This window comes from Deinococcus sp. JMULE3 (assembly GCF_013337115.1).
GTDB lineage: Bacteria > Deinococcota > Deinococci > Deinococcales > Deinococcaceae > Deinococcus.
Map to the genome: position 1 here is coordinate 1,126,638 of NZ_SGWE01000004.1, position 14,722 is coordinate 1,141,359.

The window sequence follows — 14,722 nt, forward strand, 5'->3', positions numbered from 1 at the left end:
CACTGGAAGACATGACCAGTATCGACCTGAACGCCGACCTGGGCGAGGGCAGCGCGCACGAGGAGACCGTCATGGGCGTGGTGAGCAGCGCGAACATCGCCTGCGGCGGGCACGCCGGGGACGCCGGGACGATGCGGGACTCGCTGCGGCTCGCGGCGCGCTTCGGGGTGGCGGCCGGGGCGCATCCGGGTTTCCCGGACCGCGAGGGCTTCGGGCGGCGCGAACTGCACTTCCCCCCGGACGAGGTCCGCGCGTTCGTGCGCGAGCAGATCGAGGCGCTCAAGGCCGTCGCGGCGCGCGAGGGGGTCCCGCTGCGGCACGTCAAGCCGCACGGGATGCTGTACAACATGGCCGTCCGCGACGCGGCGCTGGCCCGCGCGGTGGCACAGGCGGCGGCCGACAGTGGCATCGGGGTGTACTTCGGGCTGGCGGGCAGCGGCGAGATGCTCCGCGAGGCCCGCGCCGCCGGACTGCGCGAGATCGGCGAGGGCTTCGCGGACCGCGGGTACGCCCCCGACGGGAGCCTGTGGCCGCGCGGGCAGACGGGCGCGCTGCTGCCCTTCGAGACGGCAGTCGCGCAGGGCGTGCGGATCGCACGCGAGGGCCTGACGACCGCCGTGACCGGCGAGGAGGTCGCCGTGCCCGCCCGGACGCTGTGCCTGCACGGTGACGGCGCCGAGGCCGCCGAACTGGCCCGGACGCTACGCGCGGCGCTGGAGGCGGCGGGGCTGCGCGTGACCGCCCCCTGACCCGGGGCGCAGTCCAGGGCGCAGGCTGGGTTGACGGAACAGCTGACCCGCCGGGCAGCTCCTGTCAGGTCTCCGTGAGAGCCCCCGTGCTGCAATCGGTCCTGAGATGCTGCCTGACTTCCGCCCCGGTTCACTGAGTGCGTCCGCCCGCCCAGCGCGTGGCGGGGTCTTCCGCACCAACCTGGACCGCCGGATGCTGAACCAGCGGGTCGTGGGCGCCGTGCTGATCGCCACGCTGATCGCCGCGCTGTACCACCAGAACGACCCCTTCGAACGGCTCGCGCTGCCCGCCATGTCGATCCTGATGGGCGCCCTGCTCGCCACGCTGTCACTGACACGCGTACCGCTGCTGACCACCCAGATCGCCGGACTGACGATCGGCTGGGCGTACCTGCTCGCCAAGGTCGCATACATCCTGTTCGCCCAGGGGGACGCGGGCCTGCCGATGCTGCTGAATCTCGCGCCGTGGGGTGGCGTGCTGCTCGCCTCGCACCTGTGGACGCTGGGGCCGCAGGCCAGCGCCCCCCTGAACGTCGCCGCGCTGGGCAGCCTGGCGGCGCTGCTGGCCGCGAAGGTCGCGCTTGAACCGGCCTCCGCGCAGTCGGACGTGACCGGAAGCGTGCTGCAGATGCTGCTCGCGGGCGGCGTGCTGCTGGCCGGGCAGCGGAGCGCCGCGCAGCGCATGACCGGCGACGTGCGCCGCGCCGTGCTGGGCCAGGACACGCCGGGCCTGGACGCCCTGACCGGCCTGCCCGACCGGATCACCCTGGAACGCCAGCTGGAAGGCGCGTACCGCCAGTCCCCAGAGCACCTGGTCGTCGCGGCGATCGCGGTGGACCTCCAGCCCACCCCGGACGGCGCCGGGCCGAACTTCCAGGTGCGACTCTCCGCGCACGTCTCACGCGTGCTGATGAGCACCGTGCGCGACCAGGACCTGCTCGGCTGCCTGGACGACGGGGTGGCCGCGCTGGTCATGCGCGCCCCGGACGCCCGCTCGGCCCGCGCCGCCTGCGAGCGCCTGCGGGTGCGGGTCGCGTCCCGCCCGCTGGACGGCGTGAATCCCACCGTGACCATCGGACTGGTGTACGCCGACGGACTCATGGACGCGCCGGACCTGCTGCGCGCCGCCGAGGACACCCTGAGTGCCGCGCGGCGCACCGGCCCCAACCGGGTGCTGCTCGGCCCCGTCACGCCCGACCCCGGCGGGAATTCGGCAAACGTCGACGCGCTGTTCGCCTGATCCGGGCGCCCGGCAGGCTTTTGCGGCACAATCGGAGGCGCACGCCTCAGGCGGGTTCCGTTTGTTTCGTTGACAGACCGGAAAACCACCGATCTGTCACCTCCACGCCCGGCACCCGTTTCTCTCCCTCTCGCTTCGCTCGGGTTGAACGGTGTTGGCAAACCACCCAACCGGAGTCTGTATCACCCGTCCGCTTCCGGCGGCAGAAAGGACCTCTGATGAAAAGCAAACAATGTCTGGTGATCGGCCTGGGCCGCTTCGGGACGGCCGTCGCCACCACCCTTTACGAGATGGGACACGAGGTCGTCGCCATCGACCAGCACGAGGAGAACGTCGAGCGGGTCATGAACCTCGTCACGCACGCCGCGATCGTGGACGCCAGCGACGAGCGGGCCCTGCGCGCCCTGGGCGTCGGGGACTTCGACGTGGTCGTCGTGGCGATCGGCACGGACGTGCAGGCGAACATCCTGGCGACCATGAACGCCAAGAGTCTCGGCGCGCCGTACGTGGTCAGCAAGGCCATCGACGAGATGGCCCGCCGGGTGCTGGAACGCATCGGCGCGGACCTCGTGATCCGGCCCGAGCATGACATGGGCGTGCGCCTGGCGCGGCAGATCGCCACGCCGAACATCGTGGATACCCTGGACCTGGGCGGCGACTACGCCATCGTGGAGATCGAGGCGAACGAACGCCTGAAGGGTACGCTGCGCGACCTGAACCTCACGGGACGGTTCAACGTGCAGATCATCGCCATCAGCCGCGCCGGGAAGATCGAGGTGACGCCCCGCGCCGAGGATGAGCTGCGCCCCCACGACAAGCTGGTCGTGATCGGCACCAGTCACGCCATCGACGACCTGCGCCGCTACCTGGGCGAGTGACGATGCGCTGGCCTGCGACGCTCGACCCTGGTTGACGCTCAGCGGTGATTCAGCGCGACGACCATCGCGGCCAGCAGCGGCAGCAGCGCGCTGAGCCCCCACACGACCATGGGGCGCGCCGCGCCGGGCCGCAGCAGGAACAGCAGCAGCAGACCCGCGCAGGCCAGCGTGACGATCAGGTACAGGGAACCCATGGCGCTCAGGATACTGCCGGGCGTCAGGGTCATCCCGGAGGCGGCACAGCGGTTGGAAGGGACGCCCTGCGGGTCCCCTCCATCCAGAGGTGTGGCGGGATGCCCACAACACCTCTGAATTCCACTTCCGTGTTCCGTCAGCGTTCCGCGCGGGTCTGGGCGGCGTCCAGGGCGGCCTTCGCGCTCAGCTTGCCGGTGGTGGCCTGCTGAATCGCGTCCTCGATCAGCGCGGTCCACGCGGCGTACTCGGGCGTGGTGGGGCGCGGCACGGCGCGGGCGATCTGGGCGTGCGCGGCGCGGATCTGCGGGTTCTTCGCGTACCAGTCGTCCAGCAGGGGCGCGGCGGCGCGGCGCGGGGGGACGTACGCGGTGGTCTTCACCCAGTCGGCCAGCCGGGCGGGCTGCATCAGGTACTGCCAGAACGCGACGGCGCCCGCCTGCTCGGCGGCGGGAGTGCCCCTGGGGACCGTCAGGGTCGCGCCGCCCAGCGGGACGGTGCAGGCGCCCTCCTTCTCGCAGGGGAACGGCGCGATGCCCAGGTTGAAGAACGGCAGCTTGCGCGCGTCGATCCAGTTGGCGACGCTGGCGAGCACGAACACGTTCTGCCCGCGCGCGAAGTCGAACGCGGCGCGGGTGGCCTCGTTCAGGGTGCGGGGCTGGGCCTGACCGGCGGCGCTCATGCGGGCCAGTTGCGTCAGGGCCTCGACCGCGTCGGGGCTGTCCAGGCGCGGGCGGTCCCCGCCGGTCAGGGCGCCGCCGCGGGACAGGACGTTCGCCTCGAAGGTCCAGGCGTCGGCAGCGGCGACCAGGGGGCGGCGGCCGCCGGTGGCCAGGGCGCGGCTGCTGGCCTCCAGCTGCGTCCAGGTGTCGGGGGCGTTCAGGCCCGCCTTCTTCAGCAGGCCGGCGTTGTACATCAGGACCGGCACGCTGACGTTCCACGGCAGGCCGTAGGTGCGGCCGCCCAGCTGCCCGGTCTTCCACACGGCGGGGTAGATATCGGTGCGCAGCGCGCCGGGCAGGTCGTCCACGCGCCCACTGAGGTCAGTCAGCTGTCCGGCGCTGGCGAGCGCAGGGAACTGCGTGAATTCCAGTTGCGCGAGCGCCGGGGCCGAGCCGCTCTTCAGGGCCGCCTGGAGTTTCGGCAGGAGTTCGCGGTAACTGCCGTGATTGACCGGCACGATCTCGTAGGCGCTCTGGGACGCGTTGAAGTCGCGGGCGTAGGCCTGCACGGTGCCCTGCACGCCGTTCATGGCGTGCCAGAACTCCACGCGGACGGGGGCGGCGCTCGCGGTGGCGGCGAGCAGCAGGGCGGTCAGGGGCAGGGCGCGCATCGCGGGACAGGATAGCGGGCCGGACTGACGGGATTCTGCGGCTCAGGGCAGCACGGCGTACAGGTCGACGCGACTGCCGGGCCGCACGTCGGTCCGCGCGGCGATCCCGACGACCGCGACGGTGCCGCTGCGGTCGTTCAGCCGCGTGATGAGCGGCACGAGTTCCCCGACGTCCAGGCCCTGCACGTACTCGCTGGGCACGCCCCGCGACGTGAGGTCCAGCGTGGCGTCCTGCACGAGTTCCCCGATCTGGTCCTGCAGGCGCCGCAGGTCACCGAGGTTCACGGTCGAGCGGCGGATGACCTGCCCGGCGCGGTACAGCACCACGTTGGGCCGCGCGTCGCAGATCAGGTCCACCGGGAAGCCCACGGCGGCGTTCTGCGCGGCGCGGCACTGCACGAACGAACTGGCATTCAGGCCGCGCAGTTTGGTCTCCAGGGCGCTGCGCGCGGCCGGGTTCAGGCGCGCGGCGGGGCTGCCCTTGGCGCCGCGGGTGGCGGCGCTGCGCGCGGCGTCCGTCAGGAACTGGTCGAGGTTGCGCACGCCGGGCACGACGGCGGCGTACACGAGATCGTTCCTGGGGTAGGCGAGGTCGGTGTTGCGCGTGGCGCTGAGTTCGGCGCGGCTACTGGAGTACTCGTCCTGCAGGCGGCCCAGCGTGGCGCGCAGGGCCTCGTTGCTGTCACGCAGCTGCTGCTGCTGGAGTTGCAGGGCGCTCAGGTCGGTCAGGATGCGGGTGCGGTCGCGGGCGGCCTGATCGCGGGCGGTGATCAGCGCGGCCCGTTCGCTGCTCAGGCGGTCGCGTTCGGCGCGCAGGCTGTCGCGGGCCTGCTGCGCGGCGCGCTGCTGCGCCTGCGCGTCTTTCAGCGCCTGCTGCGCGGCACTGAGTTTCTGCTGCGCGGCGTTCAGGGCGGCGTCGGCCTGCGCGCGGTCGCGGGCCAGCGCGCCGATCTGCGTGCGGGCCTGCTGCGCCTGCGCCTGCGCGGCGCGTGCCTGGGTCTGGGCCTGCTGCGCGGCGGCCTGCGCGACCTGCGCGCGGGTCTGGGCGGCCTCGGCGTTCTGCTGGGCGTCGCGGGCGCGGTCCTGGGCGCTGCGGGTCTCCTGTTCACTCAGGGCGATGCGGGCGCCGAGGTCCACGACCTGCGCGTCGAGGTTCTGCGCGCGTTCCTGACTGGCCTTCAGGGACGTCTCGGCCGCCTGGAGTTTGGCGCGGGTCTGCGCGGCGCGCGTTTCCAGGGTGCGCTGCGCGGCGGTCAGTTCCCTCACGCGGGTGTCCAGGGCGCGGGCCTGGGTCTGCACGCGGGTCTGCGCGGCGCGGGCGTCCGTCAGGTCGGCCTGCGCGGCCTTCAGGGCGTTCTGGGCGGCCGTCTGCTGCTCGCGCAGGCGCGCGGCCTCCTGCTGGGCGCGGTCACGGTCGGCCTGCGCGGCGCGGATGTCCTTCCGCAGCGCCTCCAGCTGGGGGCGCAGCTGGTCGGCCTGCGCGATGGTGTTCACGGCGCTGCTGTTCAGGATCAGGAACGCGGCGAGGCTGGCGGCGCTGATGCCCATGCCGGACAGGACCGCCACGACCAGGGCGGTGGTCTTGGGGCGCATGCCGAACCAGCGCAGGTGCTTGCGGCCGGCCTTGCGGGCGATGGTGTCCGCGGCGTACGCCACCACCCCGGACAGGATGACCACGAACGGGAGGAACAGCCACAGCACCTAGCAGTCCTCCGGGGTCACAGCGTCCTCGGGGATCACAGCTCGAAGTCGTCGCCGAGGTAGTGGGTGCGGGCGTCCTCGTCCTGGGCGAACTCGGCGGGGGTGCCCTCGAACTTCACGGCCCCGTCGTACATCAGGTACACGCGGTCGGTCAGGGCGATGGTCTCGCGGACGTTGTGGTCGGTGATGAACACGCCCAGCCCGCGGCGGTCGCGCAGGTCGCGGATCAGGCGCTGGATCTCGCGGATGCTCTTGGGGTCCACGCCGGTGAACGGTTCGTCCAGCAGCAGGTAATCGGGGTCGGTGGTCAGCGCGCGGGCGAGTTCCAGGCGGCGGCGCTCCCCGCCGGACAGCTGGTACGCGAAGCTGTTCGCCAGGTGGCTCAGGCCGAATTCCTCAAGCAGCGCGTCGGCGCGGGCCTCCTGCTCGGCGCGCGGGAGGCGCTGGTACTCCAGGATGGCCAGCAGGTTGTCGCGCGCAGTCAGTTTGCGGAAGGCGCTGGGTTCCTGCGGCAGGTACCCCAGGCCCAGGCGGGCGCGTTCATGCATGGGCAGGCGCGTCAGGTCCCGCCCGCCGAGCGCGATGCGGCCCGCGCCGGGGCGGATGAACCCCACCAGCATGTAGAAGGTGGTGGTCTTGCCCGCGCCGTTCGGGCCGAACAGCGCGACGATCTCGCCGGGTTGCACGCGCAGGTTCACGTTCCGCACGACCTGACGGCGCCCGTAGGTCTTGCCCAGGCCCTCGGCGTGCAGGTCCGGACGCGGGGGCGTGACAGCCGGCGCAGGCAGCGGGGAGGTGGTCGCGGTCACGTCCGGCAGCGTATCACCCCGCCGGGGCGCCGCCCGTGAAAGAACGGTGATGCGCGGCCCTGCGGCCGAACTGACAGCCCGTCAGAAGAAGGTGACAAATTCAACATTAAGGTGAGCGTCGGGGGACCGTCTGCCACGTCAGAACGACCACGTCAGAAGCGGCAGCGCCGCTACCCGACACCCCGTACACTCACCGGAGACTTCCATGACACGCGCCCGACTCGCCCGCCTCCTGCCCAGCCTGCTCCCCAGCCTGATGCTCAGTCTCAGCCTGCCTGCCGCCGCCCAGACCGTCTGCGCCCAGCCCGCCGCGAGCGGGAACGTCAGTGGGCTGACCGGGGTCGTGAACACCTACTTCCCCGGACCGGGCGCCGACACCACCCTGAACGCCGGGACGACCACCGTCACGTTCGGCACGGTCCGCCGGGGCGCGGCGCAGCCCGTCGCCGCCGGGGACCTGCTGCTGCTCATGCAGATGCAGGGCGCGGACCTCAACGCGACGAACACCGACAGCTACGGGGACGGCGTGGCGGGCGGCGCGGCCAGTGGGCAGCTGAGCAGCAACCTGTACGCCGGACGCTACGAGTTCGTGACCGTCACCGCCGTGACCGGCGCGGGCAGCGTCACGGTGCGCGGGCAGGGCGCGGGCGGCGGACTGGTGAACACGTACGTCAGCCGCGCCGCGACCGCCACGCAGGGCGCCGCGCGGTATCAGGTGATCCGCGTGCCGCAGTACGGCAACCTGACGCTGGGCGCCGCGCCCGTCACCGCCGAGCCCTGGGACGGCACGGACGGCGGCGTGGTCGTGCTGGACGTGACCGGCACCCTGAACTGGAACGGGGGGGGCGTGAACGTGAACGCCCTGGGCTTCCGTGGTGGGGCGGGGCAGGGCCTGGGCGGGGTGGGGACCGCGACCGGGTACAGCAACGCGGACTACCGCAACGTGACCGCCGGGGCCGTGCACGGCAACAAGGGCGAGGGTCTGGCGGGCACGCCGCGCTTCGTCCTGAACCCCGTGACGTCCACGCTGCTGGATACGGGCGCCGAGGGATACCCGAACGGCAGCCGCGCACGCGGCGCGCCCGGCAACGCGGGCGGCGGCGGCACCGACGGCGCCGTGAACGTCAACTCGCAGAACAGTGGCGGGGGCGGCGGCGGCAACGGCGGGGGCGGCGGGCTGGGCGGCAACAGCTGGAGCAGCAACCTCGCCACCGGCGGGTTCGGCGGGAAGGCCGCGCCAGCCAGCCTGAGCGCCCTGTTCCTGGGCGGCGGGGGCGGCAGCGGGTCGCGCAACAACGGCAGCGGCGTGCAGGGCAGCGGCGGCGCTGGCGGCGGGATCGTGATCATCCGCGCCGGGCAGAGCAGCGGCAACGGGACCGTCAGCGCGAACGGCGCGGCGGGACTGGGGGCCGACAACGACGGCGCCGGGGGTGGCGGGGCGGGCGGCACGGTGATCGTCATGACCGGCAGCGGCACCCTGAGCGGCCTGACCGTCACGGCCAGCGGCGGAAACGGCGGGAACGCGTGGCCCGCGCAGGCCGCCGGGGCGAACAACGTGAACGCGCACGGACCGGGCGGCGGGGCGGGGGCGGGATCGTATACACGAACGTGTCCGGGGCCAGCGTCACGGCCGCGAACGGCGCGAACGGCACGACCACGTCGTCGGTCGTGGCGTTCGGCGCGCAGCCGGGCGTGACGGGCACCATTCCCGGCGGCAGCCTGATCGGCCTGCCCGGCACCCGCGAGGGCGCGGCCTGCCCGGTCCTGAGCGTCAGCAAGTCCACGAGCACGCCCGCGGTGTGGCGCGGCGCGAAGGCCACGTACAGCGTCACGGTCACGAACTCGGGCGGGGCCAGCAGCACCGTGCGGGTGCAGGACACCCTCCCGGCGGGCTTCACGCTGAGCGGCGCGCCGGTCGTCACCCCGGCGGGGCGCGGGTCACGACCGCGGACGCCAGCACCGCGACCGCGCTGGACCTGAAGACCTTCCGGCTGGGGTACGGCGAGTCCCTGAACGTCACCTTCGACGCACTGACGCCCACCGACCCGGCGCTGCGGGGCACGGTCTTCCAGAACAGCGCGACCGCCAGCACCACGGACGCCGCCGGGAACGCCGTGACCGGCACGTACCTGGGCAGCAGCAGCGCCGCCGAGGACGTCCGCCTGCTGTTCCCCAGCCTGAAGGTCACGAAGGCCGTGCGGAACGTCACGCGGACCACGGCGTTCGGCACGAGTGGCGGCGGGTACCCCGGCGACCGCCTGGAGTACTGCCTGACGTACCTGAACGACGGGGACGGCCCGCTGAACGGCGTGAACCTCACGGACAGCATCCCGGCGAACACGGCCGTCCTGACCGGCGCGTACGGGGCGGGCCTGGGCGTGCAGTTCACCCCGGCGTCCGGCGCGGCCGTGACGTACAGCAGCGCCGCCGACGCGGACGCCGGGCGGATCAGTCAGGCGGGCGGGCTGCTCGTGGCGCTGGGGACCGTGGCGCAGGGCGCGAGCGGCACCGCCTGCTTCCAGGTGAGCGTCCGCTGATACGGACTCCGATTGAATGGGCTGCAAAGCCCGTTCAATCCGAGCGGATGCGACTCGTAGAGCTGCGCAGCAGAGGAGGAGAACAACGGGTTCCGGGCGTGAAGTTGGCAGATCGGTGGTGTTCCGATCTGTGAACGAAACAGACGGAATCCGCATGAGGCGCCCGTCCGCGGCGGGCAGGCGCACGCGGGGCTAGACTGGGGGCATGTTGCTGACGATTGTCGTGCTGGATTCCGTGGGCGCGGGCGAACTGCCCGACGCCGCGAGCTTCGGGGACGCCGGGGCGCACACCCTGAACCACACCCTGAAGGCGGCGCCCGTGCGCCTGCCGAACCTGGCGGCGCTGGGCCTCGCGCAGGTGCCCACCCTCGAGACCGGGGACGCGACCGTGCCCGCCGGACCGGCCGCCGGTGCCTTCGGCCGCCTGCGCGAGGTCAGCCCCGGCAAGGACACCAGCACCGGCCACTGGGAGTTCATGGGCATCCAGCTGGAGCACGCGTTCCAGGTGTTCCCGGACGGCTTCCCGCCCGCCGTGATGGACCGCTTCGACGCGGCGACCGGGCGCGGGCACCTGTGCAACAAACCGTACAGCGGCACGGACGTCATCCGGGACTTCGGCCCCGAGCACATGCAGACCGGCGCGCCCATCGTGTACACGAGCGCGGACAGCGTGTTCCAGATCGCCGCGCACGAGGACGTCGTGCCGCTGGAGACGCTGTACGCGTGGTGCCGCGCCGCCCGCGAGATCCTGCAGGGCGAGTTCGCCGTGGCGCGCGTGATCGCCCGGCCGTTCCGGGGCGAGTTCCCGTTCGAGCGGGCGAACGAGCACCGCAAGGACTTCAGCCTCGTGCCGCCGCCCACGGTGCTGGACGCCGTGAAGGCCACCGGGCAGGCCGTGGTGGGCATCGGGAAGATCCCGGACATCTACGCGAACCAGGGCTTCACCGAGGAGATCCACACCGACGACAACGCCGACGGGATCGCCAAGACCCTGGCCCGCATGCGACAGGCCGCGCAGGACGGCACCTCGGGCCTCATCTTCACGAACCTCGTGGATTTCGACAGCAAGTTCGGCCACCGCCGCGACCCCGAGGGGTACAGCGCGTGTCTCGCGGCGTTCGACGCGGCGCTGCCCGAGCTGATCGCCGCCGTGCCCGAAGGCGGCGCGCTGATCATCATCAGCGACCACGGGAACGACCCCACCTGGAAGGGTTCGGACCACACCCGCGAGCACGGCCTGCTGCTCGTGCACAAAGGCGGCGCGGCGGGCGTGAACCTGGGCGACCGCGCCACCTTCGCGGACGTGGGCGCGACCGTCGCCGAGGCGCTCGGCGCGACGTGGGACGGGCCGGGTGAGAGCTTCTGGACACAGCTGACCTGACCCCCGAGGCGTTCAGCCTCACCCTGTCGCTGGGCGGGCGCTACGCGGGCGAGCAGCAGTGGGCGCTGCACGGCGAACGCAGCGCCCTGGTCGCGCGCGTGCAGACCGATTTCGGCGGGGTGCTGCCCGGCGTGCGGCGCGTGCAGACCAGCCGCATGCACCCCCGCCTGCTGACCAGCCTCGGGTACGCCGAGGGCGACGGACGGGGCCGCCCCGGTTTCGACGTGAGCTTCGACCGCCGCGCGGGCCTGATCACGCTGCGCCAGGGCCGCGACGAGGCCACGCAACCCCTGACCACCGAGTACCACGACCCGGTCAGTCTGCTGCTGTGGCTGCGGCAGCTGACCGCGCAGGACGGCGGCGGCCCCGAGCGGACGCACGCCCAGCTGACCGGCGGGCGCGTGCTGATCCAGCGCCTCCCGGACGCCGAGGTGGACGGTATGCCGTGCAGCGGGTTCTTCCTGCGGCCCGGCAACGCCTACGTGTACGTCGAGCAGGACGCGCCGCACCGCCTGATGCGCCTGATCCAGCCGACCGATTTCGGTCCGGTCGAGGCGAACGCGCAGCCCGCCGCGCGCCGCACCGTGCATGGCCGCGAACGCCGCCGCCGGGTGTGAGCCGGGATGAACATGACTCGATTCTCACGTGATCGCTTTCCGTTTTCCCCTCTCCCCCCGTGGGAGAGGGAGGGAGGAGCGGAGCGACGGAAGGGTGAGGGGGCCACCGGGCAGCCCTGACTGGTATGAAATCCCGTGACTCGCGTGTGAAGCCCGCTCCTGAGCCGTCCCTTCCGTCCGGCCTGCCCAGACCTGTGGGTGGGCCGCGCCGGGCGGCAGGTGCCACGATGGACCCCGGCCCGCCCCGCGTGTGGGGCGCCGCTTCCCCCACCCTCCTCTCCCCTGTTTTCCTGGAGTGACGATGCAAGTGCTGCAAGGCCAAGAGGCCCGGTCCGCCCTGACGCGGACGTTCAATGAGATTCCCGTTCCCGACGCCGTCCTGGCGCGTATCGAGGCGACGTTCGGCGAGGCGCTGAGTCCCGCGCAGGTCGTCGAGCGCATCCTGAGTGATGTCCGCGCGCGCGGGGACGACGCGCTGCGCGACTGGACCGAGCGGCTGGACGGTCACCGCCCCGCCGACCTGCGCGTGCCGGAGGCGGAACTGGCCGCCGCGCAGGTCGCCCCGGACCTGCACGAGGCGATCCTCACGGCGATCCGGCGCGTACGGGCCTTCTACGAGCAGCAGCCCGCGCACGGGTTCCTGAACCACGGTCCGGACGGCGCGCTGGGGCAGCTGGTGCGCCCGCTGGGGCGGGTGGGCGTGTACGTGCCGGGCGGGCTGGCCCCGCTGATCAGCACGCTGATTCACACGGCGGTGCCCGCGCAGGTGGCGGGCGTGCCGGACATCGTGGTCACCACGCCGCCCGCGCGGGACGGGAGCGTGCACCCGGCGATCCTCGTCGCGGCGCGCGAACTCGGCCTTGAGCAGGTGTTCCGGGTGGGCGGCGCGCAGGCCATCGCGGCCCTGGCGTACGGCACGGCGAGCATCGGCGCGGTGGACAAGGTCGCGGGTCCCGGCAACCTGTTCGTGGTGATCGCCAAGCGGATGGTGTACGGCCAGACCGGCATCGAGAGCCTCCCCGGCCCGACCGAGACGCTGGTCGTGGCGGACGACAGCGCCGACCCGCGCTTCGTGGCGGCCGACCTGCTGGCGCAGGCGGAGCACAACGGCGCGGAACCCGTGCTCGTCTCCACCAGCCGCGACCTGCTGATCCGGGTGCAGGCGGAACTCAACGGGCAGCTGGAGGCCCTGCCGGAACCGAACCGGGGCTGGGCGCGCGACAGCGTGCAGGCCCGCATGAAGGTCATCCTGGCCGGCACGCTGGAGGAGGCCGTGGAGCTGGCGAACCTGTACGCGCCCGAGCACCTGTGCCTGCTGACCCGCGACCCGTGGAGTCTGCTGGGCCTCGTGCAGCGCGCCGGGGGCGTGTTCGTCGGAGAGGCGAGCATGGAGGCGCTGGGCGACTACGTGGCGGGCCCCAGTCACGTCATGCCGACCGGCGGCACGGCGCGCTTCATGAGCCCGGTGAACGTGCGGGACTTCCAGAACATCATCTCGGTGGTGGGCCTGAACGAGGGCGCGCTGCGCCGCATCGGCCCGGCCGGGGCGACCCTGGCCCGCGCCGAGGGCCTCGAGGCGCACGCCCGCGCGATCGAAAGCCGCCTCTCGTGAGTGCGGCCGCTGCCACGCCCGCCGCGCGCCTGACGCCGCTGGTGCTGCTGTGCCTGGGGCTGGTGTACGTCGTGTGGGGCAGCACGTACTTCGGGATCAAGGTCGCCATCGAGACGCTGCCGCCGCTGGGCATGCTCGCGGCACGCTTCATGGTGGCCGGGGCGCTGCTGCTGCTCGTGCTGCGCCTGCGGGGCGCGGCGCTCCCCACCGCGCGCGAGTGGCGGTCCAGCGCCCTAGTCGGCACCCTGTTGCTGGGCGGCGGCACCGGGCTGGTCACGCTGGCCGAACGGGACGCGAGCAGCAGCGTCGCCGCCATGGTCATCGCGGTGTCGCCACTGTTCGCGGCGCTGTTCGCGCGCCTGTGGGGCGAGAAGACCGGCGGGCGCGAGTGGCTGGGCATCGGCGTGGGCCTGATCGGCATCGCGCTGCTGAATGTCGGGGAGCTGCACGCCACGCCGCTGGCGGCGCTGCTGCTGATCCTCGCACCGCTGTGCTGGACGTTCGGCAGCCAGTGGTCCCGCCACCTGCCCCTCCCCAGCGGGCTGATGGGCTCGGCGGCCGAGATGCTCGCCGGGGGCGGCGTCCTGCTCCTCCTGAGCGTCCTGATGGGCGAACGCTGGGGCACCCCCAGCGCCGCGAGCCTGTGGGCACTGGCGTACCTCACGGTGTTCGGGAGCCTCGTGGCGTACAGCGCGTACATGTACCTCGTGGCGCACACCCGCCCGGCCCTGGCGACCAGCTACGCGTACGTGAACCCGGTCGTGGCGGTGCTGCTGGGCGTCGGCTTCGGCGGCGAGCAGCTGGGCCCGCTGGGCTGGGCGGCGCTGCTCGTGATCCTCACGGGCGTCGCGCTCGTCGCGTGGCCGCGCCGCGTCCCGGACGCGGAGGCCGTATGACAAGGATTCCGTCTGTTTCATCGACAACCCGGAACACCACCGGGTTGCCAATTCCACGCCCGGAATCCTTTTTTCTCCTTCTCGCATCCGCTCGGATTGAACAGTGTTCACACCCCGTTCAATCGGAGGACGTATGAGCGAGCAGCTCCAGTTCGAGGGGCATCAGCCCAGCGATCCGGTCAGTCTGGTCGTCCGCCGCCGCATCCGCCCCGGGCAGGAGGCCGCGTACGAGGCGCTGCTGGCCGAGGCGAACGCGCTGCTGGCGCGCCTGCCCGGCCACCGCGGCACCGGCGTGATCCGCCCCGCGCCGGGCGAGCAGGAGTACACGCTGCTGGCCCGCTTCGACACGCTGACCAGCGCCGCCGCGTGGGAACTGTCCCCCGAGCGGGCCGCGTGGCTGGAGCGCATCGCGCCGCTGGTGGACGAGCACGTCAGTTTCGAGAAGCAGCCGGGCCTGGACTTCTGGTTCACGCCGCCGGCCGCCGCGACCCTGCGTCAGCCGCCCCGCTGGAAGATGGCGCTGCTGACCCTGGCGGCGCTGTACCCGGTGAGCGTCAGCACGTCCTGGCTGTTCGGCGAGGCGCTGAAACCCTGGCTGGGTCACCTCGTGATGCCGATCCGCGCCATTCCGCAGATGATCGTGGTCGTGCTGCTCATGACCTATCTGGTGATGCCCGCCGTGACACGCTGGGCGACGCCGTGGCTGCGCGGCAAGTAAGGTCAGCTGCGGAACAGGGCCCACCTCTGACCTGGAGGTGGGGCCCTTGCTTGCCGGGT

Annotated in this window: 15 protein-coding genes; 11 read left to right on the plus strand and 4 right to left on the minus strand. The window is 72.6% G+C overall.

What is annotated here, in order from left to right; all coding sequences use genetic code 11:
• Window positions 1–11: 11 nt before the first annotated feature.
• The 3 genes from pxpA to EXW95_RS08400 all read left to right on the plus strand — a co-directional run bounded on the left by pxpA (window position 12) and on the right by EXW95_RS08400 (window position 2,867).
• Complete coding sequence (gene pxpA, locus EXW95_RS08390; RefSeq protein WP_174367062.1) at window positions 12–749, plus strand: 5-oxoprolinase subunit PxpA; 738 nt, start codon at window positions 12–14, stop codon at window positions 747–749.
• A 106-nt stretch (window positions 750–855) separates the two neighbouring features.
• Window positions 856–1,989 (plus strand): diguanylate cyclase domain-containing protein, encoded by a 1,134-nt coding sequence (locus EXW95_RS08395; protein WP_174367063.1) that lies wholly within the window; start codon window positions 856–858, stop codon window positions 1,987–1,989.
• A 218-nt stretch (window positions 1,990–2,207) separates the two neighbouring features.
• Complete coding sequence (locus EXW95_RS08400) at window positions 2,208–2,867, plus strand: TrkA family potassium uptake protein (RefSeq protein ID WP_058975115.1); 660 nt, start codon at window positions 2,208–2,210, stop codon at window positions 2,865–2,867.
• Window positions 2,868–2,905: 38 nt separating this feature from the next.
• Here EXW95_RS08400 and EXW95_RS08405 read toward each other — a convergent pair whose 3' ends face one another.
• From EXW95_RS08405 to lptB, 4 genes are all read right to left on the minus strand, one after another.
• On the minus strand, window positions 2,906–3,061 hold the full coding sequence (locus tag EXW95_RS08405; RefSeq protein WP_174367064.1) for a hypothetical protein: 156 nt from the start codon (window positions 3,059–3,061) through the stop codon (window positions 2,906–2,908).
• A gap of 137 nt (window positions 3,062–3,198) precedes the next feature.
• Window positions 3,199–4,392: an ABC transporter substrate-binding protein gene (locus EXW95_RS08410; protein WP_174367065.1), complete on the minus strand. Its 1,194-nt coding sequence runs from the start codon at window positions 4,390–4,392 to the stop codon at window positions 3,199–3,201.
• Window positions 4,393–4,434: 42 nt separating this feature from the next.
• Window positions 4,435–6,093, minus strand: coding sequence for a DUF3084 domain-containing protein (locus EXW95_RS08415; RefSeq protein WP_174367066.1), 1,659 nt, complete (start codon window positions 6,091–6,093; stop codon window positions 4,435–4,437).
• Window positions 6,094–6,128: 35 nt separating this feature from the next.
• Window positions 6,129–6,902: an LPS export ABC transporter ATP-binding protein gene (lptB, locus tag EXW95_RS08420; protein ID WP_174367067.1), complete on the minus strand. Its 774-nt coding sequence runs from the start codon at window positions 6,900–6,902 to the stop codon at window positions 6,129–6,131.
• A gap of 205 nt (window positions 6,903–7,107) precedes the next feature.
• On the opposite strand from lptB, the gene EXW95_RS08425 reads away from it, so the two are divergent.
• The 8 genes from EXW95_RS08425 to EXW95_RS08455 all read left to right on the plus strand — a co-directional run bounded on the left by EXW95_RS08425 (window position 7,108) and on the right by EXW95_RS08455 (window position 14,663).
• The gene (locus EXW95_RS08425; protein WP_174367068.1) at window positions 7,108–8,598 is read left to right on the plus strand and encodes a hypothetical protein; all 1,491 of its coding nucleotides are present in this window, start codon (window positions 7,108–7,110) and stop codon (window positions 8,596–8,598) included.
• A complete protein-coding gene (locus tag EXW95_RS21320) occupies window positions 8,511–8,882 on the plus strand; it encodes a hypothetical protein (protein WP_371809975.1) in 372 nt (123 codons plus the stop codon). Before EXW95_RS08425 ends, EXW95_RS21320 begins: the two co-directional genes overlap by 88 nt.
• A gap of 215 nt (window positions 8,883–9,097) precedes the next feature.
• Window positions 9,098–9,439 carry a hypothetical protein gene (locus tag EXW95_RS20580; RefSeq protein WP_371810177.1) on the plus strand — a complete coding sequence of 114 codons (342 nt, stop codon included), beginning with the start codon at window positions 9,098–9,100 and terminating at the stop codon, window positions 9,437–9,439.
• Window positions 9,440–9,644: 205 nt separating this feature from the next.
• Entirely contained in the window at window positions 9,645–10,820 is a 1,176-nt protein-coding gene (locus EXW95_RS08435) for a phosphopentomutase (RefSeq protein WP_174367070.1), read from the plus strand.
• Between the two features lie 98 nt (window positions 10,821–10,918).
• Complete coding sequence (locus EXW95_RS08440) at window positions 10,919–11,437, plus strand: hypothetical protein (protein WP_371809976.1); 519 nt, start codon at window positions 10,919–10,921, stop codon at window positions 11,435–11,437.
• 301 nt (window positions 11,438–11,738) lie between these two features.
• Entirely contained in the window at window positions 11,739–13,049 is a 1,311-nt protein-coding gene (hisD, locus tag EXW95_RS08445) for a histidinol dehydrogenase (RefSeq protein ID WP_174367071.1), read from the plus strand.
• Window positions 13,046–13,945 (plus strand): drug/metabolite exporter YedA, encoded by a 900-nt coding sequence (yedA, locus tag EXW95_RS08450; protein WP_371809977.1) that lies wholly within the window; start codon window positions 13,046–13,048, stop codon window positions 13,943–13,945. Before hisD ends, yedA begins: the two co-directional genes overlap by 4 nt.
• Before the next feature lie 133 nt (window positions 13,946–14,078).
• Window positions 14,079–14,663, plus strand: a complete 585-nt coding sequence (locus EXW95_RS08455; RefSeq protein ID WP_174367072.1) for an antibiotic biosynthesis monooxygenase — start codon at window positions 14,079–14,081, stop codon at window positions 14,661–14,663.
• Window positions 14,664–14,722: the final 59 nt, after the last annotated feature.